Annotated in this window: 17 protein-coding genes; 9 read left to right on the top strand and 8 right to left on the bottom strand. The window is 49.2% G+C overall.

Annotation, left to right across the window (positions count from 1 at the left end; all coding sequences use genetic code 11):
• Positions 1-21: 21 nt before the first annotated feature.
• The 3 genes from NT073_RS10285 to NT073_RS10275 all read right to left on the bottom strand — a co-directional run bounded on the left by NT073_RS10285 (position 22) and on the right by NT073_RS10275 (position 3,245).
• Positions 22-1,584, bottom strand: coding sequence for an Rne/Rng family ribonuclease (locus NT073_RS10285; protein WP_012930431.1), 1,563 nt, complete (start codon positions 1,582-1,584; stop codon positions 22-24).
• A gap of 423 nt (positions 1,585-2,007) precedes the next feature.
• Positions 2,008-2,889 (bottom strand): tetratricopeptide repeat protein, encoded by an 882-nt coding sequence (locus NT073_RS10280; RefSeq protein ID WP_297372637.1) that lies wholly within the window; start codon positions 2,887-2,889, stop codon positions 2,008-2,010.
• 53 nt (positions 2,890-2,942) lie between these two features.
• Entirely contained in the window at positions 2,943-3,245 is a 303-nt protein-coding gene (locus NT073_RS10275) for an HU family DNA-binding protein (protein WP_012930434.1), read from the bottom strand.
• 141 nt (positions 3,246-3,386) lie between these two features.
• On the opposite strand from NT073_RS10275, the gene mutY reads away from it, so the two are divergent.
• The 3 genes from mutY (at position 3,387) to gldE (ending at position 6,465) form a co-directional block, all read left to right on the top strand.
• Positions 3,387-4,475, top strand: coding sequence for an A/G-specific adenine glycosylase (gene mutY, locus NT073_RS10270; RefSeq protein ID WP_297372634.1), 1,089 nt, complete (start codon positions 3,387-3,389; stop codon positions 4,473-4,475).
• A gap of 73 nt (positions 4,476-4,548) precedes the next feature.
• Positions 4,549-5,064: a single-stranded DNA-binding protein gene (locus NT073_RS10265; RefSeq protein WP_297372632.1), complete on the top strand. Its 516-nt coding sequence runs from the start codon at positions 4,549-4,551 to the stop codon at positions 5,062-5,064.
• Positions 5,065-5,103: 39 nt separating this feature from the next.
• Positions 5,104-6,465 carry a gliding motility-associated protein GldE gene (gene gldE / locus NT073_RS10260; RefSeq protein WP_297372630.1) on the top strand — a complete coding sequence of 454 codons (1,362 nt, stop codon included), beginning with the start codon at positions 5,104-5,106 and terminating at the stop codon, positions 6,463-6,465.
• 9 nt (positions 6,466-6,474) lie between these two features.
• Here gldE and NT073_RS10255 read toward each other — a convergent pair whose 3' ends face one another.
• Positions 6,475-7,584: a hypothetical protein gene (locus NT073_RS10255; protein WP_297372628.1), complete on the bottom strand. Its 1,110-nt coding sequence runs from the start codon at positions 7,582-7,584 to the stop codon at positions 6,475-6,477.
• A gap of 166 nt (positions 7,585-7,750) precedes the next feature.
• On the opposite strand from NT073_RS10255, the gene NT073_RS10250 reads away from it, so the two are divergent.
• Both NT073_RS10250 and NT073_RS10245 read left to right on the top strand, forming a co-directional pair.
• Positions 7,751-8,866, top strand: coding sequence for a DUF3500 domain-containing protein (locus tag NT073_RS10250; RefSeq protein WP_297372626.1), 1,116 nt, complete (start codon positions 7,751-7,753; stop codon positions 8,864-8,866).
• Positions 8,867-8,941: 75 nt separating this feature from the next.
• The gene (locus tag NT073_RS10245) at positions 8,942-10,549 is read left to right on the top strand and encodes a S8 family peptidase (RefSeq protein WP_297372625.1); all 1,608 of its coding nucleotides are present in this window, start codon (positions 8,942-8,944) and stop codon (positions 10,547-10,549) included.
• Positions 10,550-10,632: 83 nt separating this feature from the next.
• On the opposite strand, the gene NT073_RS10240 is transcribed toward NT073_RS10245, so the two are convergent.
• The 3 genes from NT073_RS10240 to NT073_RS10230 form a co-directional block, all read right to left on the bottom strand.
• Positions 10,633-13,410: a S8 family serine peptidase gene (locus NT073_RS10240; protein ID WP_297372624.1), complete on the bottom strand. Its 2,778-nt coding sequence runs from the start codon at positions 13,408-13,410 to the stop codon at positions 10,633-10,635.
• Between the two features lie 90 nt (positions 13,411-13,500).
• Entirely contained in the window at positions 13,501-17,556 is a 4,056-nt protein-coding gene (locus tag NT073_RS10235) for a S8 family serine peptidase (RefSeq protein WP_366107236.1), read from the bottom strand.
• Positions 17,557-17,882: 326 nt separating this feature from the next.
• Entirely contained in the window at positions 17,883-18,926 is a 1,044-nt protein-coding gene (locus NT073_RS10230; protein ID WP_297372621.1) for a hypothetical protein, read from the bottom strand.
• 356 nt (positions 18,927-19,282) lie between these two features.
• Between NT073_RS10230 and NT073_RS10225 the strand changes: the two genes are divergently transcribed.
• The 4 genes from NT073_RS10225 to NT073_RS10210 all read left to right on the top strand — a co-directional run bounded on the left by NT073_RS10225 (position 19,283) and on the right by NT073_RS10210 (position 23,561).
• Positions 19,283-20,719 carry a DUF1800 domain-containing protein gene (locus NT073_RS10225; RefSeq protein WP_297372620.1) on the top strand — a complete coding sequence of 479 codons (1,437 nt, stop codon included), beginning with the start codon at positions 19,283-19,285 and terminating at the stop codon, positions 20,717-20,719.
• A 90-nt stretch (positions 20,720-20,809) separates the two neighbouring features.
• Positions 20,810-22,057: a DUF1501 domain-containing protein gene (locus NT073_RS10220; RefSeq protein WP_297372618.1), complete on the top strand. Its 1,248-nt coding sequence runs from the start codon at positions 20,810-20,812 to the stop codon at positions 22,055-22,057.
• Between the two features lie 190 nt (positions 22,058-22,247).
• Positions 22,248-22,730 carry a 5-(carboxyamino)imidazole ribonucleotide mutase gene (gene purE / locus NT073_RS10215; protein ID WP_297372615.1) on the top strand — a complete coding sequence of 161 codons (483 nt, stop codon included), beginning with the start codon at positions 22,248-22,250 and terminating at the stop codon, positions 22,728-22,730.
• An 18-nt stretch (positions 22,731-22,748) separates the two neighbouring features.
• Positions 22,749-23,561: a LysM peptidoglycan-binding domain-containing protein gene (locus NT073_RS10210; protein WP_297372613.1), complete on the top strand. Its 813-nt coding sequence runs from the start codon at positions 22,749-22,751 to the stop codon at positions 23,559-23,561.
• Between the two features lie 119 nt (positions 23,562-23,680).
• On the opposite strand, the gene NT073_RS10205 is transcribed toward NT073_RS10210, so the two are convergent.
• A complete protein-coding gene (locus NT073_RS10205; RefSeq protein WP_297372611.1) occupies positions 23,681-24,532 on the bottom strand; it encodes a DUF481 domain-containing protein in 852 nt (283 codons plus the stop codon).
• Positions 24,533-24,592: the final 60 nt, after the last annotated feature.

Below are 24,592 nucleotides of genomic sequence, written 5' to 3'. Positions count from 1 at the left end.
TGGTAAAATTTTACTATACGGCTAGGTGTTATTACTAACCTCAATTTCCTCTCCTGACTTATTGAAAAATTTGAAGTTAACAATGCCTAAAGATGTGTCTTTGACGATCTTAACCCATGTTTTGTACTTCATGTACCACTGCATCTGTTTTGAGTAGATGCCTTTAGTATAATAAGCGTATAAGAATGGGTTCATTGAAATAGATATGCCACGTTCATTCTGTTTGGTCAGAATATAGTCGAGATTATTCTCAATAACATCGGTCACCAGAACGCTGGCCTGAATAGTACCGGTACCTCCGCAGGTAGGGCAAACCTCGCGGGTAACAATGTTCATTTCTGGCCTAACCCGCTGGCGCGTTATCTGCATTAAACCAAACTTCGTTAATGGAAGAATGGTAAACTTCGATCGCTCCGGCTTCATTTCGTCGCGCATGATGTCCTGCAGAAGTTTTTTGTTTTCTGCTTTCTTCATGTCAATGAAATCGATGACAATAATGCCACCCATATCGCGCAACCGGAGCTGTCGAGCTATTTCTTTAGCCGCTTCGCGGTTTACGCTAATAGCCGTTGCCTCCTGATCTTCCTCCGAATTTGATTTGTTACCGCTATTGACGTCAATTACGTGCAATGCTTCGGTATGTTCAATAATTAGATAACCGCCACCAGGTAAGCTAACCGAGCGGCCAAACAACGATTTGAGTTGCTTTTCCAGCCCTAGTGCTTCAAAAACTTTTGTTTTACCGGTATGGAGTTTTACAATTTTCTCTTTATCGGGCGCAATGGTATGGATGTAATCCCTGATTTCATCGAACGACTCGCGGGTGTCGACGGTAATGCTCTCGAAGGATTCATTGAGCATATCCCGCAGAATAGACGAAGCCCGATTCATCTCGCCCAGAATTCTATCACGGGGTTTCGCTTCTGAAAGCGATTTTATGGCCTGGTCCCATTTGGCAAGTGAGTGTTGCAGATCCCGATCGAGTTCTTCAACATCTTTATCCTGCGCAACAGTGCGAACGATTACACCAAAGTTTTTAGGCTTAAGCGACGACATCAGCCGCATCAGCCGCGACCGCTCGGCACGGTCGGTGATTTTTTTTGACAGGTTAACCCCATCCGAAAATGGTACCAGAACTAAATAACGTCCGGCAATAGAAATGTCGCAGGAAAGGCGTGGACCTTTGGTCGAGATAGGTTCCTTAACTATCTGAACCAGAATAGGAGCGTTTTTTGTCAGTACCTTATCGATTTTCCCAATTTTATCGATAACTGGCTCCAACTGATTTTGGTTGAGCCGCCCGGTAGTGACGCGCTTGGCGATTACATCTTTAACAAGCTTGTTGAGCGAATTGATATTCGGTCCCAAGTCCTGGTAGTGCAAGAAGCCATCTTTCTCATGGCCAACGTCCACAAAAGCAGCGTTGAGCCCTGAAGATAGTTTTTTGACTGTTCCTAAGTATAGATCGCCAACGGTAAAGCTGCTGTCTAACTCTTCTTCGTGATACTCCAGCAATCTCTTGTTCTGCAAGAGCGCAATCCGATCACCTTTCTGAGTCGAACTGATAACTAATTCATTACTCACAAGATGAATGTACGGTTAGAATGGCAATATAAAAAGAAAGAAGCCACGTTCGGACTTTACAGACCGGCCGAGGCTTCTATTGATAAGTTTGTAGTTTGTAGTTTCCAGTCGAAGTTAGTTAATGCATTGGCCGTTAGGTTGCTGCTTATTGTTTTAACTACAAACCACAAACTACAAACTATTTTTTCTTGTGCCGGTTTTTTCTGAGCCGTTTTTTCCGCTTGTGTGTGGCAATTTTGTGCCGTTTCCGTTTCTTACCGCAAGGCATAGTTAAACAGTGTTTAATGGTTGAAAAATATGTGTCGGCCAATCACCTGATCAAGCCCTCTACTCATTGTTGATGGATCGTCTTCTACATTTGCTCCGGCTTGTATGACTAAAAGCTGAAACAATCGCTGATTTGACCCAACATGCTTATACTCGTTACTTTAGCCGCTCCTCGTATTCCTGAACAGCTGCCAAAATTTGCGGGTCTTTCTCCTGCTTTTTCACCTGAGCTAGTACCTGTTTTGCTTCTGCTTTCTGACCGGCTTCTGCTAAACTGATACCCAGGTAAAACTGTGCTTTCCGGCTGGTTGGGTTATTCACCAAAATTTGTCGGAATCGCTCTACAGCCCGTTCGTACTGATTTGACCGCATGGACAGTAAGCCCAAATTGAACAGAGCCAATTCATTGGTTGGTTCCTGTTTCAACACTTCACGCAGCAGCATTATTCCCTGCATGGGCGTATCGGTATTGACATAAGTCATTGCCATATTAGCCTTTGCCGACAGCAGATTTGGATTTTTGGCCAGAGCCTGCTGGTAAAACTCCCGGGTTTTCTGGCCTAAGAGAGCGGTTTTTTTATCATCTACCGCAAAGGTATACGCTTCGAAATGTTCGTCGCCTGCACGCAGCAGGTTTCGCTCATTGGGCTGTGCCATTGCCACTAATCCCGCATAGTGAGCTGCGCTATCATAACGGGTCAGGTCGCGAAAAAGGGCAATCAACTTCTCTCCAATGGGTTCTTTCTGGGCTGGGCCTGCCGAGGCAAACTCAGTTTCCAGTGTTCTTAAGCGCTTTTGTTGCTCCGGCGATATGGGCTTCTCATGGATTGCCGACGCATCGGCTCCATTTCCTTTCGCTGTAACGTTGAGTGAATCGGCACCCGATTGGGCAACTGTGGGCGTTTGCGTCGCATGACCTCCCTCGCTGGCTGCACTAAGCTGCTTGCTGTCATTACGCACAACCACCTTCGGGAGGGAGTATAACCCAACCGTCAGGGCCGAAGCCAGGATGATAACAAACAACACAGATTTATTCATAAGGGTAGTCTTCATGATGCAAACGCCCAAGCTTGCTCTAATTGTGTTGGTTGTTACTCAGCTGCAACTTTAGCTTTGTCGCTGGTTTTCACCTGCTCAACAAATACTTTGGCGGGCTTAAAACTCGGAATAAAGTGCTCGTCAATTACCATAGCGGTATTCTTCGATATATTCCGGGCTACTTTCTTAGCTCTTTTCTTGTTGATGAAGCTGCCGAACCCTCTCACATAAATGTTCTCTCCCTCGGCCAGCGAGTCTTTAACTACTGAAAAAAAAGTTTCCAGTGTGTTGGTCACTTCTGCCTTGTCAATTCCGGTCTTATCGGAGATCTCGGCAATTACATCTGCTTTCGTCACGACTTCTTAAACTTTAACGTTTACTGTATTGTTGAAAATTGGGCTCTCAAAAATGGGAGCACAAAGGTAGGGGTTTCCCATAAATTATAAAACCCTGTGCTTCCGTTTTTATAAGGTAACGTCTTATTTTTCCTGTTTATTTTGGATTGGCAATCAGACTCTAACGATATCGAAATCACTTTTGCTCCGACCCTCGAGCAGTGGTATAGTATCCATAAACGTGACCTCCCGTGGCGTCATACACTTGATCCGTACTACATCTGGTTGTCTGAAATTATACTCCAGCAAACCCGTGTAGCCCAGGGTAAACCCTATTATGAGCGCTTCGTTGACGCTTACCCGACCATCTCGGATATGGCGAATGCCGATGAACGTGAACTCCTGCGTCTCTGGCAGGGGCTCGGTTATTATTCGCGGGCCCGAAATCTCCACCAGACTGCCCGCTACGTAACCGAGAAACTGGACGGTAAGTTTCCGAACACGTATCATGACCTATTGAAAATGAAGGGGATAGGGGCCTACACGGCTGCGGCTGTAGCCTCTTTCGCCTTTGGCGAACGCGTACCTGTCGTAGATGGAAATGTGTATCGGGTACTGGCACGGGTGTTCGGTGTTACCGATGATATCACGACAACAACCGCCAAAAAAACATTTGCTGCACTGGCTACGCAACTGATGCAGGCAGCAGTTGACCCGGCCACGTATAATCAGGCCATCATGGAGTTTGGTGCCATACACTGTACACCCGTTGCTCCCGACTGTTTACTCTGTCCTGTTCAGCAACAATGTGTCGCTTATTTGACTGGTCGTCAGCATCAGTTACCCGTTAAATCAAAAAAGGCTCCGGTTCGGGAAAGATTCTTCAGTTATCTGGTTTTTCAACAAGGTGGACGCCTGGCGCTTCAGGAACGAGTGGGTCGCGACATCTGGCAAAATCTGTATGATTTTTATCTGGTAGAAACCGATGAGCCTAAAACTGCGTTGCGGGATATACCTTTATCCGAATCAGTGAGTAGTTTAGTGAATAAGGGAACGCTGGTCGAAGCGCCGGTTGAAGCGATGCAGCTTTTGTCGCATCAGCGAATACGGGCCTATTTTTTTCTGGTCGACTTACCCGAAACCGAAATCGGCACTTTGCCGATTGGTTTACAGTGGTATTCGCAGGCGGAAATAAGTATACTTCCGAAGCCGGTTTTGATTACAAACTATTTGGCGAAACAGTTTGCATAAGCCGGTATATTTCAGTATCTTTAATCTTCTTTAACACTACCCATTTTTGTAGATAACCAACAAAATCAAGAGCATGGCAAGTCTTAACAAGATGACAATAATCGGCAATTTGGGTGCCGATCCTGAAGTACGTTATCTGGATGGTGGTGCTGTTGTCGCAACATTCAACGTGGCAACGACCGAAAAATATACAAACCGAAACGGTGAAAAAGTTGAGCAAACCGAATGGTTTCGGGTTGAATTGTGGAATGAACAGGCTAAAGTGGCCGAAAAATATTTAAAGAAAGGAAATTCCGTTTACGTTGAAGGACGTTTACGAACGGAGTTGTGGACGGATAAGGAAGGTAAAGAGCGCACTTCATTGCGTGTACGCGCCACCACCATGCAACTGCTGGGAAGCCCTAATAGTGAGCGGCCTGATGAACCTGCTTACGAAGCTCCTCGCCAGCAGGCGGCTCCGGCGCAGCCCGCTTCCCGCCCGCAACCGGCACCCCAGGTCGCCCCTCGTCAGCAGGCAGCGCCTGCCCGCCGGGAGCCCGAACCAGTACCCTTTGAGAGCAATAGTAGTGATGACGACTTACCGTTCTAACCTGCGTAGCGCTCAATTGTTGAACGAGATTTGATATACATGGACCTTAGTGATCCTCTTCCTCGACAGGTGCTCCTGGCCACAGACGGCTGGGGCACCTATTTTGATTTATACGGCCCTTACACGGCTTTAATCCTGTTGCTACTTACACTGGCTGGTTTGGTATCAGCTTCGGAGGCTGCTTTCTTTTCCTTATCGCCCGATGATCGTGCCCAGTGTCGCGATAGCGTACTGGCTGCCGACCGGCGTATTGCCAACCTTCTTGAACGCCCCAAGCGTCTTCTGGCCTCATTGGTCATTTTCAATAATCTGCTGAATATTGCGATTGTAGTAATTGTCACCTATCTGACCTGGCAATTTTCTCAGGCTTACCAGAACGCCGATTGGATGTTGCCGGCCGTTACACTGGTCACTACGATTGCTATTGTCCTGTTTGGCGAAATAGTGCCGAAGGTTTATGCAAGTCAAAATAATCTGACCGTTGCCCGGAAAACTGCATCGCTAGCCCAGATTGGACTGGCCGTCTTTCGTCCTTTGGCCATGATACTTGTTAACCTGAGCAATCAGGTTGACAAACGAATTGAGCGAAAAGGCTATAAACTATCTGTCGAAGAACTGAGTCAGGCGGTCGAGTTGACTGGTACAAATGCAACCGTTGAAGAAAAGGAAATCCTTAAAGGAATTGTTAACTTCAGTAATCTGACCGCACGTCAGGTAATGCGGGCCAGACTTGATATTTCAGCGGTAGAGGATGACCTGACGTTCAGCGAACTGATGGAGCAAATTAACATATCGGGTTACTCCAGAGTGCCCGTTTACAAAGAATCGCTCGATCAGATTGAAGGCATTCTGTACATCAAAGATTTATTGACGCATATACACGAAGACGATTCCTTTCAATGGTTGTCGCTATTGAGACCCGCATTTTTTATTCCTGAAAACAAGAAAGTTGATGATCTGTTGCAGGACTTTCAGAAAAAACGGGTACACATGGCAATTGTTGTCGATGAATACGGAGGAACACGCGGTCTGGTGACGCTTGAAGATATAATTGAAGAAATTTTTGGGGATATAAACGACGAGTTTGACGATGAAACCCCGCTGGGTTATCGTCGGGAAGACGAACATACGGTGGTATTTGAGGGCAAAATGCCCATTACCGATGTGTGTCGGATACTAAACGTTGATGCAACGACATTTGAAGCGGTGCAGGGCGACAGTGAATCCCTAGGCGGGTTACTGCTTGAGCTGTTCAGTCGGTTACCCAAATCGGGTGAAGAAGTGGTTTACGCAAATTTCACGTTTCAGATTATTTCGGCAGATGACAAACGCATTAATGAAGTGCGGGTCCGGAAAGATGACACAGTAACGCAGGAACAGGTTTTGGCATCATCCAGATAACGAATGGTGTTACACCCAAAGCCCGCGCCCCCGATTATAGTCATTCCCAATACGCTTAATATCGCGGGCTGAGTAAGTTAAAAAGCCTTGTTTGCGTAACTCGCGAAGCCGACGTTTTTCAAGAAAAGACAGCTTTCCATCCACCAGAACGCCAAAAACCAGCAATCGCTCTAAACTGCGCTGTACAGAAGAAGGTGCATTGGCTACCTGTTTGAGGAAATCTCCCGTAACCGGGCTATCTGCCTTTAGCACAAATTGGTCGACAAGCGTTTCGGTAAGTAAGAAGTGTGCGTAGTTGTATTGCCGTTTCAGAATGGCTACGTATTGAAGCGCTTCAAGAATAAGAGGCCGAAACTCATCATTCTTGCCCCATTCTTCATGTAATTCATGAACAAACTCACGGATGGTTGTTGGCGCCATCACCCTAACTTGCGCTTCGTGAAGTACATGCCAGGATGCCCACGCATTCCAGAAGGCATAAATAGGCATGCCCGCGAGCTCCGTTACCTGCCGTAAGGCATAAGGACCTAGAAAGCGTTTTAGAATAAATCTTAAGCCAAAGTTGCTAAGAGCCGCTTTAGCCATGTTTAATAGAAAAAATATAGTAAGCCCCCAGCGCGGCATGTTTAAATAGGGGTCAATGCCAAGGCGCAGAATACCTTTAGTCGTTTTTTCGAGCGCGGCATCAGTCAGGGCCTGTAAGTGCCGCTCGTACTGTGCATCATGAGCGTTCGGAAATTGACAAACGTGCATAATCATTTTAACCCCCCGTAGGTTTAGCGCAACCAGCAGATGCACTTCCAGATAAACCAGCAATAATCCGTAAAGAATGGTAATCAGTGGTAAGTCGAAGACGTTGCCAAAGAGCCGGATTGTGGTATTCGCAAAGAGATATGGCCACATGTACTGAGGGCCATATAACAGTAAAACACCCATGACGCCTAAAAAAGAGGCTATGGTTAATGTAATAATCTTTGTTCGGCGGATAACACGACTTTCAACAGGATTCAGTACGTATGGTTCATCGGCAGGATGAGGTGTATCGAGGGACTGGCGCAGATAGCGTAGCGCCAGATGGTCGAGCGGACCTAGGCTATCATTGGGTGGCCGAGTAGACATATTCTTAACGTTGACAGTGAGTTAAACTGTAAACTGCTAAAGGGCTAAGGTTGTTACTAAAACGGACGTTAATCCTATAAATCGTTTGATTGAACGGTAGTTACAGCCTAATAAGTATATGTTTTGATGGTAAGGCTTTGTCAAGTACCTATCAATATGTTTCCCTATGAAACGGTTTATTTTCTGCTGGCTAATCGCAGGGCAGGCACTGGCTCAGCACGTAGCCCCATCTACTAAAACCACTCCGGCCCAACAGCGCATTAAAGATGAAATGCTCGATGCGGCAACGTCGTTTGTAACGCTGCTCTCCGCCGACCAGCGTAAGCAGGCAACGTTTCCGTTCGACGACAACGAGCGCTTTAACTGGCATTTCGTTCCGCGCGAACGTAAAGGGTTACCCCTGAAGCAAATGACTCAGGAACAACGTAAGGCAGCTATGGCTATGCTCAAAACCGGACTCAGCCAGCAGGGGTACGACAAGGCCACCTCCATTATCGACATGGAGAACGTACTTCGTGTTATCGACAACCGGCCTCCGAATGATGTGTATCGTGACCCGGAAAATTACTCGTTTACCATTTTTGGTGAACCCGATGCCAAGACGCCCTGGAGCTGGCGTATTGAAGGACACCATCTGTCCCTGCAGTTTATGTCATTGACAGGACAGGTAATTGCGCAGACACCAACGTTTTTTGGCAGCAATCCCGGTGTGTTACAATATGACACCAAAATGGCTGATAAACGGATGTCCGACCCCCGTGTAAACGACCTGCCCCAGAAAGGACGGGCAATATTGAAACAGGAAACCGAGCAGGCCTTCATCTTATTGAAATCGCTCAGTGAAGAGCAGCGCAAGAAAGCGGTAATTGCGCCTGTGGCTTATCCCGATATTGTGACCAGTAACAAACGGGTTGCATCGCTCGATAAAATGGATGGGCTAATGCTGTCCGAAATGACGCCCGAACAACGGAAGCTGTTTATGAACTTACTACAGGCTTACCTGACGAATTACCGGGTTACGCTGGCAAAGCAGCAAATGGACAAGTTGACGAAAGCCGGATTAGACAACCTGCACTTTGCCTGGGCTGGTGACATTACACCCGATTTGGGCGAGGGCAAAGGCTGGTACTATCGCATTCATGGCCCTACCATTCTGATTGAGTATGACAACACCCAGACAAATGCCAATCATATCCATACGGTGGTTCGGGATTTAACCAATGACTGGGGCGAAGATTTGCTGCGTCAGCACTACCAAAGTAGCCATGCTGGCAAACCTTGAGGGCCATTTAACAAATTTTAAGCTAGAGATAAGGCAGTTTCTTCGTAATTTGTGAATATTTTTTGTTCATACTTCATGAAGAAACTCCTAATCAGCGCATCCGTTTGTCTGCTTTCTATGGCAGCATCGGCGCAGGAAACGCAGTGGTATCTGCGTGATAAAACCGATAATACAGCCGGTATCAGTGTTGAACGCACTTACCGCGAACTTCTTAAGGATCGTAAACCTACCCCTGTCATCGTTGCCGTTATTGACGGTGGAATTGATACTACCCATGAAGATTTGCGCCGGGTACTATGGGTGAACCCCAAGGAAATAGCCGGGAATGGGAAAGACGATGATAAAAACGGCTATGTCGATGATGTGCATGGCTGGAACTTTATCGGTGGGAAAGATGGCCGGAATGTCGATTTTGAAACCGCCGAGGTAACCCGCCTTTATGCGCAGCTGAAGCCCAAATACGAGGGTAAAGACCGCAAAACGTTAAAGCCGGATCAGCAGAAAGACTACGATCTGTACGTAAAGGCCAAGGCTGAGGTCGAGAAGAATCAGGCCAAATACAAAACGGAATATCAGGGAATCAGCCAGTTTTACAAGCAGTATTCAGAGGCTGTGGCTACCCTTAAGAAAGCTCTCAACGTATCTAAACTGGATACGACTACCCTGAGTAAGGCGGCTGATACCCTAACCGACGCTGCGTTGAAACGTCCCGTTATGGGCATACTTCGGTTACTGCGCCAGCAGAATGCACCGAACACCGACGTTGTGATGGGTGAGCTGGAAAAATACAACGATCAGCTCAAGTCGCGCGCCGAGTACAACTACAATCCTGAATTCAACAGCCGGACTATTGTAGGAGATAATCCGGACGATATGACCCAGCGGGATTATGGTAACCCCGACATTGCCGGGCCACGTCCTGACCACGGTACGCACGTGGCCGGTATTATAGGTGCCGACCGTACCAACAATCTGGGTATTATGGGAATTGCCGATGCTGTTCAGATAATGGGGGTTAGGGCCGTGCCCGACGGCGATGAGCGCGATAAGGACGTAGCCAATGCCATTCGGTATGCCGTCGATAATGGAGCGAAAATCATCAATATGAGCTTTGGCAAAGATTATTCACCCCAGCGTAAAACCGTTGAAGATGCCGAGCGCTATGCGCTATCAAAAGGAGTTTTGATGATTCATGCTGCTGGTAACGACGGAAAAGACATCGACACCGCAGCCAATTACCCTGCTCCCCGGTTTATGGATGGGTCGGCCATTCCGAACGTGATTACGGTGGGTGCCAGCGCCGAGCCGAACACCGCTGATCTGGTGGCCAGTTTCTCAAACTATGGCAAGCAGAATGTCGACGTGTTCGCTCCGGGTAAAGATATTTATTCGACTGTGCCGGGTAGCAAGTATGAAAATAACAGCGGTACCAGCATGGCCTCGCCCGTAGTGGCTGGCGTAGCGGCTGTTCTGAAATCGTACTTTCCGAAGCTGACTTACGCCGATATTAAACGGATTATCCTGGAATCGGCAACGCCTTATAAAACCAAGGTGACGAAACCCGAATCGACGGATACCGTTGATTTTTCGTCATTATCGAAAACGGGTGGTGTTGTCAATCTGTATGATGCTGTCAAGTTAGCACTAGCGCAGGATGCAGCTTCTTCAGGAAAAGGAAAATAACGGTTGGTAAAGCTGAAAAAGCACATACCAGTTCATAAACAATAGATAGCGGAAATCCCTAAATCAGCAGATAGGGGTTTCCGCTACTTCTTTATAAAGCGTTCCATCTGTGTGGTGTGCCCATCTGTAAGTTGAAGAATATACAATCCCGGCGGTAAATGCTGAACGGAAATGTCGCCTTCAAACTGCCCATTTTGGGCCTTCAATAAGAACGGAGGCTGCTGCAAAACGCCCCTGAAATCGAAAAGACATACATGCGCCTGGCGAGCTGCCGAATTAACATACCGAATAGAAAGCGTATGCTCGGCCGGGTTAGGATATAGGCCAAACCGATCTGAGGGGTCCGGGGTTAGTGCCGTCAGAGTCGTCGTCTGTACCAGCCTGTCTGTTGACCAGCCTACGCATTTATTCTGGGTTATCGCCACTTTATACACTCCGGGTTGCGTGACTGATAGCTTGTAGTCGCGGGCATTTATCAGGCTTTGATCGTTGCGGTACCATTGGTAGCGGTAGGAGGTATCGAGAGGAGCTATCAGGGTGACTGAAGCTCCCTGCGGAAGTATAAGGTCCGTTTCTTCGGGTAAAATGATTACCTCATTTACGGATGAACGAAACACACTGGTTTGCGTCGATACGTATTGGCAGCCATCTTTTGTTAACCGTACCTGATAGGTGCCTGGCTCGGTCACATTCAGGGTTGTTGAGTGCGCATCAGTAATAAGCTGATCATTGCGTAGCCAGTCAACGACGGCAGTAGTGGGAGTTGTAAGCTGATCTCCATCAACCAGCCGTAGCTGGACCGGATCGCTGGTGTTGCAAAGCCACTGTGGGTTGTCTGGTGTAAGCGTTAATGTTGAAGAGCGAATCTGGACCTGAATCGGTTGTGAAACAGCCGAGCAGCCATTAGCATCGGTGACGCGCAGTAAATAGGAACCAGCCATGTTCGTTTCGTACGAATCTGATCTTGCATTAGCTATAACCACCCCGTCGCGCAGCCATTGATACTGCAAACCGACAGATTTAGCTGAAGAAGATAGCATGATGGACTTACCCGCGCAAATGGTGGTGTCCTTGCCGGGTCGAATGGACGTAGTCAACTGACAATTTACCCGGTACAGACCGCTTACTACTACCGAAAAAGGCTGGCTGGAATAGGTCATTGGCCCTTTCTGAGAAACAACAAGGGTATACGTTTGTCCGGCTACCGGATCGGCGATGTAAACCTGCTCTACATTATCGCGACTGTTATCTCCGCGTTTCGCTGCCTGTTCCGGGCGGGCGGGGTCAAGCATAAAGGGCAGATCTATTTGCTGGCTGCCAGTAACTCGTAAGTCAAGGTCGTTAATGAGTTTAGGACTTCTATTGTTGAGCGAGCTGGTCGACAAACTCGACGGGGAGGCTTCTGGGTCCGTCCAGGAAAGCGTCACAATCAACGGCTCATTACCCTGAGCAACAATAGATTGGGTGAAGGTTCCGCCAGGGACCAGGTTTTTTTCCAGTAGCAAGTGCGCCATATCCTGATTGAGCAGCAACCGGGCGGCTGCTTCTGTATTCAGTAAACCCCAGCCATACTGATAGGTGGGTCCTGCTGCGGGAGTAGGGCGGGTGGCGGTGTGCAGGGCAAGGCCTCTAAGCGTTGCCGCCCGCATAAACTGCCCGCTGATGGGCATACCAGGCCCACGTTTGGTCGCGTATAATTCCTGTAGTAAAAACAACGATCCCGCTACATTGGCAGACGCCATTGAAGTACCCGTATAATTGCCGTACGTTGTATCACTGGCGGTTAGTGTTGAGAAAATACCTGATCCGGCGCCCAGCAAATCCGGTTTTATACGGCCATCATCGGTAGGGCCCCAGCCGCTGAAAGGTGCCGAACCCAACAGTGAGGGTTTGCCTTGGCTGGTGAATGCAATGTTCGCTGCGCCAACGGTCAGCACGTTTTTGGCCGTAGCTTCTCCCGGAATCACGTCGTACGCATCGTTTCGGCTACGGGGCAGGTCACTCTGAACGGATGAATTTTTGAGGAAATAGGGCGTCCCGGCCGGAGGACCTGTTTCTCCACGCTTATTATCCGCCGAACGGACCATCAGAAAAAACGGGTTGTTATAGGCAATGCGGTCCAGATCGCTGGCTTTGGTTGTATAGAACCCAAACAGGTAATCTTCGGTGGTACTTATGGCTGTGTTGCCCCACCACTCCCATTTCAGGTCGGGGTTAGTACCAGGCCGCGCATCGTTATAAACCCAACCAGCAACGGGTCCGTAGGAATGGTTGGAAACCAGCAGCCCGGGCGCAGCCGCTGTTAGCTCCGTAATGTCGTTGGTGTAATCCCATACTGTTAGCTGTGCACCAAATGCCATTCCCTGTGCCTGTTCACGAATGCCTTTACCGATCAGGGTTCCGGCGAGGTGAGTAGCGTGGTTATTCAGGGTAAGTGTATTTTCTTTCTGCACAATTCGGGAGCTGCCCGGCGTTTTTCCTCCAAATTCCTGGTGCGAAGCCAATACCCGCCCACCATCCCATAAGCCCAGTTTGCCGCTAACGATGGGGGTATTGCCCGACAGAGAAAGCGGCAGAGAGCCCGTACCATACAACGCCTGCGTTTGTGTACCTTGGGCGGCTTCTGCATTGTGAAGTGTATAATAAACGGGTTGCCCAAGTTCATCTACTTCCTGCAAGGTTAGCACCCTATGATTGGAATAGTTTTTGCTAAGGGGCCACTGATATTGTCGGGCCAGTTGATACGTGCGTTTCTGCAAACGATCATACCGCTGAACCAATGCCTGCTGCCACGTTAAAGAAGCTTTGGCATGGGGGAGCTGGGCATTGGAAGGAGTCGTGAAACAAACCGTGAACCACAACGCAAATACCGGGAAACCCCTGATACTGCGTTGCAGCCTACATATACTAACTAAACTGTATGTCTGTAGCGGTTGCAGAAAAGTAGACGATTATTGCTTGCGAATCCGTTTCACCCGAACGCTTTGCGTCTGGTCGTCTTCTACAATTACAAAAAACGTACCGCCTGGTAAGTCTGTAACATCAAAAATTGTTGAATAATTTTTTCCGTCCCGTTGCAGGGTTGCCGTACGAACAGTCTGGCCCGTCAGGTTAGTCAGCCGCACTGTTGGTACCTTGGTCGAAATGGAGGCATCTGTCAGCGATACGGTTAATTGTCGCATTGCCGGGTTGGGATATACACTCAGATTAACGTCGTCCGTAACGGGCTCGGTGGCTAGAATAGTCAGGTAAACTTCATCCGAAATTAATTCGCCACACCCATTGACGTTGCCTTTTACCGAATATCGTCCGGTTTTCACAACCGTATAGGTAGGTGAAGTGGCCCCCGAAATAGGGACACCATCGAGCAACCATTGAACGCTGGTTGTTGCGTTTGATGTCAGGGTAAACCCGTTGGCCGTGATCGTAGGTGTTTGTGGAGTCTGTATGGTTATAGCTACCGCAGCCGAATTGACTGGCAAGCAATTATTAGACACCTGAACAATGTAACTTCCGGCTGTAGCGGTCAAAAGTGTACTGCTTGTCGCGCCGGAAATAGCCTGTCCATTCCGGTACCATTGGTACGTAAGATCGGTGCCCGTATTCGCTCCTAAAACGATACTTGACCCCTGACAAACACTTGTTGACCCGTTGGGCGTTATCGTCGCAGTAGTTCCCAGGCCCGCCGTTGAAGTGACCGCAACGCGTTGTGGCCCCGGACAATCCAGCGATCTGACACTCATATTATAAAAATAATACCAGGCTGTTTTCAAGGTATCAGTCGATGTTCCATTGTTAAACAGAGCCCCTTTGATAGTAACGACCGGCTGCCCGCTTTGCGTCTTTAGCTGATAGGGTAGTCCCGTAACGGCAGAATTACTTCGAAAAATAGATGCTCCATCGCCGTAATCAATGGTGATCTTGTAGTCGCCAGCTGCCGGAATCCGCAGATTCAGTGGGTAAATAGCCCCTTCATCATCCGGGTCGTCGGGGTAGACGCCACCGCTGGCGGCAGTCACACTTTGGGTGCGCGTTGGTGTAACGTCCAGCGTTACGCTTGATACGGCGGTGTTGTCGTATCGTCGAACGGTGAACGTAATCGTACCCGCCGAGCCAATATACAATCGGGCGTTTTCAATCAGGAGTGGCACCTGTGTTGTAATGAGTGGGGCAGGCTGGAACGCTGTCCCGTACGATCCACCCCCGAACACATTTTTGTTAACCGGCCCGATTATACCCGAAAATGTGTTCAGGGACGCGTAGAATTGGCCGCTGGTAGGTATTGATTTAACCGCCACCTGATTACCTGCTGCCAGTAAATTGCCACCCGTTGGGGCGTCGTACCAGAAAGCCGTTCCTTCACCAATATTCCGCAGTGAAATGGTCGTATCGCTGCCACAACGGGTGACCGAAAAGACGCCGTTCGATGGAGCGAGTGCTGTCGAACGGGTTACCGTGAGGGTGTTGTTAGCCGCGTTCTGGTCGCTTCCAAGGCCCGACGAAATGATGAACTGGTATGTTTGACCGGGCGCTAATACAACGCTTGCGGGTAAGGTCAGCGAGACAGTGCTCTCCCTAAAGGCCGTGATTCGGGGAACGGTACCGGTCAGGGTCGTAACTGTATTGTTGTTTGCATCCGTGATTCTGACACTAACCGGTACGTCGGTTTGGTTTGCCGTACCGTAGTTGTGCAGCCGGACAGCTACCGTAAGAGCAGAACCGGTCTGAGCGCAGAAGTTCGACTCCGGCGAAACAAGGGCCGTAATGCCTACATCGTTCGTAGTCTGTATCACGTTCAGGACATAATCCTGCGTTTCGCCATTGCCGTAATTTCCACAGGCTGCAACAGAAGCTGCATTCTCCGTTTCCACTGTTACAATCCGGAAGCGTACATTCTGCGCTGTCTGAACATTGGTCGGGATGGTTACCATTGCCGTAAACTGGGCGGAGTTCGACAGGACACCCGATACCGCTACAGTTTCGCCCGCGTCATCGAAACTGCCGTTCTGATTCCAGTCAGCGAAGGCTTTCACGATTACGTTTCTCGTAGCCCCACAGGTGCCCAGGGATACGGTGAGCGGAATCTGCTGCCCGATCTGTACCGTGCCTACCGACTGGGAGAAATCGGTATAGGACGTACAACCCGCTGCTCCAGCCTGGTTAATGTTACTAAATTGTACCTGATTGATTTTTGTGTCAGCCGTTGAAGTAGCTCCCGACGTACAATAGGCTGTCCCGCCAATACCGCTGATGAGCAGAGCGTAATCCTGCTTGCCGCCACTCAGGGTACCTTTATTGGTGACCGTAATTGTGTAGGATCGGCCCGGTATTGGATTTGAAATCAGCACCTGTTCTACGTTGTCGCGGATATTGTCGCCTTGTGTGGCAGCTGCCGATGGGTTATTGGGGTCCAGCAGCCAGGGCAGAATAGCGTTGGTGCCATCACTGATGCGCACATCGAGATCATTGACAAGCTTGGGGGTTCGATTATTAAGGTTTGCCACCGAAGCTGTACTGGCGGTACCGGCGGGGTCTGTCCAGCAAATGGTGGAAACCAGCGGCCCAAGCCCGGACGCGACCACCGTCAGTGAATATGTTTCGGCCTGGTTGAGGGTGCGTTCGTCCAGCAGGTGATTCTGGTTGGTGTTCAAAATGACCCGTCCGGCCTGCTCGGCGTTTAGTAGTCCCCAGCCATATCGATAATCGGGACCGGGAGCGCTGCCTGCTTCGTCGGCCGTATGTAATGCCAGCCCTTTCAGTGTCGACGACCGCATAAATTTGCCGCTGTTGCGCTGCGCATATAATTCCTGAAGTAGGAGTAGGGACCCCGCTACATTGGGCGTTGCCATCGACGTACCGTCATAAACGACATAGGCACTGTCGCTTTCCGAACTCGATGACAGGATACCGACGCCTATGCCGGAAATGTCGGGTTTTATACGGCCATCGTCCGTTGGTCCCCAACTGGTGAAATCGCTCAGTGGAACGTCTGCCGATTGGTTATAGCCAAAATTCAGGTTTCCTACGGCCGCTACAGTCAGAATGTTTTTGGCGTTTGCGTACGTACTTATCTGGTCGTAGCTATCCTGATTATTTCGTGGCTGCGTACTGGTAGTCCTACCAGAGCCGAGGTAGTAGGGCTGTCCGGCACCGGGTCCATTGGAACTGTGGTCGTTACCTGCCGCCTTCACGATCAGGTAATAAGGGGCATTCTGAGCAATTCGGTCCCAGGTGGCCGTTGCAGAGTTGTAGAATCCGAATTTGTAGTCTTCTGTTTTACTAATGGTTGTATCGCCCCACCATTCCCACTGTATGTTGCCGCTGCGGCTGTCGTTATACACCCACCCCGCATTTGTACCGTAGGAGTGGTTCGATATCAGTAGGTTAGATGCTGCAGCACTCATTTCGGTCACGTCGGAATTGAAATCATAAGCGCGCAGATTGGTACCATAGGCCATGCCTTTTACCTGCGGGTTTACACCGGCCGCCATCAGAATACCAGCCACGTGCGTCGAGTGACTTACCAGCGTAGCCGACGAGTCGACCTGAACGACCCGGCTGCCTGTTCCATTCCGAAACTCGACGTGCGTAGCCCTTACTCTACCGCCATCCCAAACACCCAGTTTATTGGTTAGTGTACTTCCTGAGAGCGAAACTCCCAGGCTGCCACCTGCATACAACGAGTTGGTGCGGGTGCTTATGCCTGCTTTAGTGGTACTGTAGGTAGCGTCGTAGATGAGTTCGCCGGTAGCGGTGATTTCGCGCAGCATCATGACACGTCCGGAAGGCGAAATCTGTTTGATGGGGCGATTTAGCCGCTGTGCTGCTGAAAGGGCTATGCGGTAGTTTTCAGCCTGCGTCTGTTCAATCGTTTTTCTTAGTTGGTTTTGTTGAACCCGCTGTGAGGTACTATACTGAGGCAAAGATTGAGCCGTCAGAAGTGAGGATGCGGTTAACCCTGTAAGGGCGGTCAACCAGCCCATGCGAAACCATAAACGTTGAGACATAAAAAAAGTAAATAAAGCCGATGCAGTACCTGAAGTAATGTATATAATCTTTACGTCAGATAGGCCAATACTGTTGCGTAACAGGTTGACTGTATCGGTTGTTTTATTGACTTTTTAATTTAACAAAATGAATAGTGTAGTAGCATGTGATGCAATTAGATAAAGAAATCGCTTATGCTGTTATCCACGCTGAAACAAGCATTCGATAATGCCGCTGCAGGGTGTGGACTAACTAAAACTTAACCTATCTCTACTCTTTTTACCTACGCCCACGGGGTGAGTTCTCACTAATGGAGAACTCACCCCGTTTTACCAATAGACGACTGCTATTTTGGCTTGCCATTCACCCAGGAAACGGGCACTGAATTCCCCCTTCGGTAATTCACTTTCTGTAGGAGCCATTGGTTATTCTCCTTAGAACTGGCCTGCATCGCTCCCGCTGCCAGACCTCCCACGGCCCCAAACATAACGCCCATCAATAACGGTGCCGTCCCCGAGTTAGCGTAGTTAGGCCGTGGCCGCCAGTAATAGAAGTCGGCGCCTTCTTTAATCATCTTATAAAAACCTAAGCCCGTGGCCCGCAGCAGTGTAGTCCCGTCTGAAACAGCGAATAAACCGTCTGGCAGTAACTTGGTTTTCTTTTTACGTTTTTCGTCCCAGGCATAGACAAGTATCCCATTTTTTCGCTCCTCAATCTCCAGATCAATGGCTGGTTCAGGTTCGTTTAACTTAAACTGATTGTAATTTCTATAAATACCAGCTTGCGGACCACTGGCACTGTACATGGGTAGTTTACGTTTTTCCAGACTATCGAGAACCAGCAGATTCTGATAGCTATACTTTGTTAAGTCGGATGGCGTCTGTTGCCCGGCTAGTTGGGAAACCTGTTTCGAAAGAATACAAAGTTGGGCACTGACGGAGCGCAGCAAAGCTTTGGTAACATCTCTACCCGTATTTGTGTAAATTGTATCGACAGTCACTAACTCAGTGAATTGATCAGCGGAGTTTTCCACAAAAAATTGCATGGACAGCCGGAACCGACCTGTTTCGCTGCTATTGCCATGTGCTTCATTGAGGAAGAATTCATTCAGAATGAGTACAAGGGGCATTTTTACCGCCCGGCTCGTTGAATCCATAAAGTACGTTGCCAGATTGTCGATAAGATTCAGGCAAACAATTTCCGTTGACTTGTTGGAGGCCCCGCTCTGAACAAGACCAAGAAGCTGATTTTGGCTGCGGTTATCGATGACCTTAACCGATTGAAAGCCTGTCGTTGTTCCTTTGCAGGAAACGTCGAGCTTTAATTCTGTCATCTGCCCAAACGAATTCCCTACGGTTAGAAGAAGAACAAAGAGTGTAAAAATTTTCATATTGCTTTGGTGGGTTTACTAAGAAAGGATTACAGTTACTTCCAAAAAGTAGATTTGCTACTTTTTAAAAAAGCCAAAATGTGGAAATTTTCATGTATTTACAAATGGTAATAAAGAAGACTTATTGCTACTTTTTATGGCAATAAGTCTTCTTTAAATACTGTCTGTTGGTATGGAACAGCGTTCTTTATAATGAAGAGCACCTTTATATGCAGTACGCTAACTGATAGGTAGAGAGGGCATCATCTGTTTGCTGCATCCGTTAATTAACCTGGCCAGAACAAAAATTTAATCCCGAATCTCTTAAACGCTTCGTTACTTATCTTGTCATACGCAAATAGTGAACAGTTACCGGCATGGATAAACTGACCAGACAGCAACAGACCCGTCATCTGTTTGCACGAGCGGCTTTCGGGGCAACCCCCGCCGAATTGGAAGAAGCATCGCGTAAACCCCTTCGTAAAGTAGTGCGCCAACTGCTCAAGGACAGCGAAACTACAGCGGAATTACGTGTCGTTGAGCCTGAGGAAAACCAAACCAGGAAGCAGTTGAAAGGCCTGGTTCGCGATGGTCAGCTTGAGAAAGACCGTGTTAAAAAGCTTATCCGGGATAATGCCGAAAAGGTGCGGAACCTGAACCTGTTGTGGATTGACCGAATGGCAACCGGCAACGGCGCACTGCGCGAGAAGATGGCGCTTTTCTGGCATGGACACTTTGCCTGTCGGGCGCAGGGCCGGAATCCGCTGTTCACACAGCAATACGCCAATACACTTCGGCAAAACGCCCTGGGTAAGTTTAGTGATCTGCTAATGGCGGTCTCCAAAGAGCCAGCTATGCTACAATTCCTGAACAACCAGCAGAATCGAAAAAACGCCCCAAATGAAAACTTCGCTCGTGAAGTAATGGAGCTTTTTACCCTGGGACGGGGCAATTATTCGGAGCACGATATTAAGGAAGCGGCCCGTGCCTTTACGGGCTGGCAGTTTACGCCCGAAGGCCAGTTTGTTTTTCGGGAGCGAGTTCATGACGAAGACGAGAAGACCATTTTTGGTAAAACGGGTTCTTTCAAAGGCGAAGATGTAATTGCGATGCTGCTCGAAAACCGGCAGACCGCCCGGTTCGTTACGGCTAAGGTTTACCGGTTCTTCGTTAACGAGAATGAAGACAAAAAGAGGGTAGATGAACTGGCCGACCAGTTCTACAAGAGCGGCTATGACATTACTGACCTGATGGAGCGTATTCTCTCTGCCGACTGGTTCTACGATTCCAAAAACATTGGTGCCCATATTAAATCGCCCGTTGAGTTACTGGTTGGGCTGCGTCACACGTTGGGCGTCCGATTCGATCAGCCCCAGCCGCAGATTTTCGTCCAGCGAACGCTGGGTCAACTTTTGTTTTATCCGCCCAATGTAGCCGGTTGGCCGGGGGGTAAAAACTGGATCGACTCATCGAGTCTGCTGTTTCGGATGCAGTTACCGAGCTACGTTCTAAAAGCCGCCGATGTGCTGGTGCGGCCCAAAGAAGACGGTGATGTGAACATCCAGTTACTGGCCCGTAAAGGAAATGCCAAGTTTCGCACGACCGTCGACTGGGCCGACTTTGAAAAGACCTTTGCCAACACACCCGATGCTCGATTAACGGATGCGCTGGCTGTAACACTGCTGCCCTTTCCGCTGCGTCCAGACCAACGAACAATACTGGAGAGTCAACTAAAACCCGGCCAGACACCTTCCGAACGCATTCGCACGCTAACGGCCGCCATCATGAGCCTGCCAGATTATCAATTAACATAGTTGGTAAGTATTGCTCTTGCGCCAGCCACTTACCGACTTACCTGGCTTAGGCGAAGCGGCTTACCGACTTACCTACTTACTGACTCAATAATGAACCGTAGAAACTTCCTCAAACAGTCTGCTTTCACAACGGCGGGAACTATGCTGATTCCGCACTTTCTGAAGGCGTATGAGTCGCAGATGCTTGGTAAAGGCCCTGTGTCGACTGGTAAAATTCTGGTGGTCGTACAGTTATCGGGTGGAAACGACGGCCTCAATACCGTCATTCCGTACCGAAATGACATTTACTACCGGGAGCGCCCCACAATTGCCATCCGGCCGGAAAAAGTGCTTCAGTTAAATGACGAGATTGGTTTGCATCCGGCAATGGAACCGTTGAAGGCGCTCTACGACGATGGCCTCCTGACGGTGATTAACAACGTTGGCTACCCAAACCCCGACCGGTCTCATTTTCGCTCGATGGACATCTGGCAGACGGCCAGCGATTCCAACAAATACGTAAATACTGGCTGGGTAGGCCGGTATCTGGATGCTGCCTGTGCTGGGAAAGCCCAGCAGCCGTACCGCACTATTGAGGTCGATGATACCTTAAGTCTGGCCATGAAAGGCAGTGAGTTAAATGGTCTGGCCGTACTGGAGCCTAAAAAGTTGTACAATCAAACCCGAAGCAGTCTTATTACGGGGCTGAGCAAGGTAAATAGGACGGGGCATGACGCGCACCAACCCGAATCAGTGGCTTATCTCTACAAAACCCTGGCCGCAACAGTCTCTTCTGCCGACTATGTCTATGAAAAAGTAAACCGGACGAGCCAACCAATCAGCCCGGTGCCCGCCGGTACTATTCTCGCAGCCTATCCGAGCAACGAGTTAGGAAACCGGCTTAAAACCGTAGCGCAGTTAATTCAGGCCGGTGTCGATACGAGTGTTTACTACGTGTCTATTTCCGGCTTCGACACGCATATTAACCAGCCCGGTCAGCAGGAACGGCTATTGGGGCAATATGCCGAAGCGGTTGGTGCCTTTATGACAGACCTAAAGACCGCCGGACGGCAGAACGATGTGCTGATGATGACGTTTTCGGAGTTTGGTCGGCGGGTGAAACAGAACGCCAGCAACGGCACCGACCACGGCACCGCTAATAATGTGTTCCTGATTGGGGGCGGACTGCCCGCCCGGCGCGTTCTGAACGAAGCCCCAGACTTAACTAAACTAACAGACGGCGACCTGACCTACTCGGTCGATTTCCGCCAGATTTACGCGACTCTTCTTCACGATTATCTGGGTGCTGATGATGTCGCTATCTTGGGTCGGAAATTTGATGGTGTCAAGATCGTATGATGAATGCTATATTATACTGCCTGGTTGACAAACAGCTTCTGCGCTGGTTTCTCAACTAAAGTTGTGGTATACGGTTAAGTGATGGAATAAACTGACTGATTCGGAACCCGCACAAAAAAAACGCTGGCATACGGCCAGAATCTGCCGTAAACTCCGTTATTTCGCAGAGAGTCAATTCATATTTTTCTGAATGGTAGGTATCATTATGGGCAGCCTCTCCGACCGCAAGGTGATGCAGGAGGCCGCCGACGTGTTAACAGAATTGGGGGTAACGTGGGAAATGGACATTGTGTCGGCCCACCGTACACCCGAAAAAATGGTCGATTACGCGAAATCAGCCCGCGATCGTGGGCTGCGGGTTATCATCGCCGGAGCTGGTGGAGCCGCTCATCTACCGGGTATGGTAGCATCGCTGACAATATTGCCCGTTATTGGGGTTCCGGTTAAATCCAGCAATTCAATTGATGGCTGGGATTCTGTGCTGTCTATTCTGCAAATGCCCGGTGGCGTACCGGTAGCCACAATGGCGCTGGACGGGGCACGAAATGCCGGTATTCTGGCAGCCCAGATCGTTGGTACCTTCGATGAGGCCGTTGCCCGTAACCTGAGTCAATTTAAAGAAAGTTTAAAGGAAAAAGTGGCCGACATGAGTCGCCAGTTAACCAGACCTTAACCCAATCCAGTTCTCGTTATGGATGCCGATAATAAACCAGCCAATCCTCGTCCGGCCGGAAATTCCAGTTTACCCGCCATTACGCTTGTGGTGCTGGTGGGCCTGATTGCTGCCTTGCTTTACGTTGGTTACGGCTACATTACAGACGATACCAATGGGTCTGATGAGTTAACCAACGTGGCGCTCGATACCGTTACCCAGCAGCCATTAGCCCAAAGCGAACCGGAAATGCTGATGACACCCCAAGAGCAGGATACCTCTTCGCAGCCAGCCCCCGTCGATTTATCGCAGGCAACGCCACCCGCCGATGCTCCGGAAGCAAACGCGAAAGCTGAAGAAGTAGCCGAGGACAATCGGGAGACGACCAATAGTAAACCCGGCCCTAACGAAACCTCGGTTGCCGAAAAATCGGAAGCAGCTCGGCCAAAAGTAGAAAAACCCGTTGAAAAACCGAAGCCCGAAAAGCCTAAAACAGATGAGGTCGATAAAGCTAAAGTAGAGCGCGTGGCGGTCAAACCCGGTGGTGTATCGAGCACGTATACCGTTGGGGCCGGAGAAACCTTCTACGGCGTGGCGAATCGGTACAACATGAAAATAAACACCCTGAAAGAGCTAAACCCCGGCGTGTCGGAAAGCGATATCAAAGCGGGCGTTACCAGGTTAAAGGTGAAGGCGATGGCCGTTCATACGGTTGGCGCGGGCGATGTGCTGCGGGTAGTGGCGCAGAAGTACGGCGTCAGCAAAGAAGCGATCATGCGGGCCAACAAGAAAGACAAGGACATTGCCACACGGGGTGAAAAGCTGATCATTCCCTTCCCCGAGAAGCAGTGATTTTTTTAGAGTAAGAGCGAGGAGTAGGAGGGCTGACGCGAGCTGGCAAGGGCATTGGTCGCACGAGCGCCCCGCTCCAGTCCCGCTCGCTCCTAGTACTCATTTCTACTACTAAAAAATCATTTCCGCTCATACACCAGACCCAACGTAAACCGGAAGTCATTGTTTTGCAGGCCGGAGGCTATCAGGCTCTCGTAGGCATTGGCAACAGTTGAACGCAGGCTCGTTGTGTTAGTTAGTTTGATCTGTACGCTTAGGCTAGCGTTCCACCTTACATTATATTGACCGAGGGCCGGTTGGTAAAACGCGGTGTGGGTAATTTTGAAGCGGTCTTTATCGAAGGAGTACTCACCAAATAAACGCAGAGAGTTACGGACAATAGAAATGTCGTTGAGTTCGACAAAATCGGTTCGTTCATGCATCAGAACATCCGTAATGGAGATGTAGGCCCGCTGATGATTCAGAAGTTTATAGCCTAATCCACCGGCTGCCGTCCAGCGGTGGTTGATCTGCCGTAGGTTGCTGCGCTCATACGAGCCGAAAGCCAGGTAATACAATCTTTTTTCGGATCGGTAGGTCGTGCGAAAGTCTCCGAACCACTCCCGTTCGGCAAGTAGCCTATTCTGCTTTCCATACACAAATGACGGATTACTCGACAGCTTAAAATAATTGCTCAGTTGGTAATCCAGAGAACTGGCTAATTGCAGTAGGGTGCGGTTCACGTTGCCCGCTGTTACGGTGCCATCCGCACTGAAACGGTAACGGAAAATGCGCGTTACGGGCTTTGGGAGCTTGGCAGAGTCTATTTGGGGCTGCACAGCAGCGGTTGTACTCGAATCGGTTTGGCTGACGTTGCTGGAGTCGGGTGTCGACGGGCGAAGCGGGTCCGGCTGCTCAACAATCTGAGCATACGAGCCAAAATGAGTAAGGGAAAACACCAATACGAGAACGATCAGAGGGAGGTTTTTCACAGAAAGCTGAGATGTTGAGGGCGCAACTTAGAAAAAAAAGATACATTTGACGGCTGACCA

The organism is Spirosoma sp. (assembly GCF_026391055.1).
Taxonomy (GTDB): domain Bacteria; phylum Bacteroidota; class Bacteroidia; order Cytophagales; family Spirosomataceae; genus Spirosoma.
The sequence above is the reverse complement of the archived record's forward strand: the minus strand, read 5'-3'. Positions and strand labels throughout refer to the sequence as shown.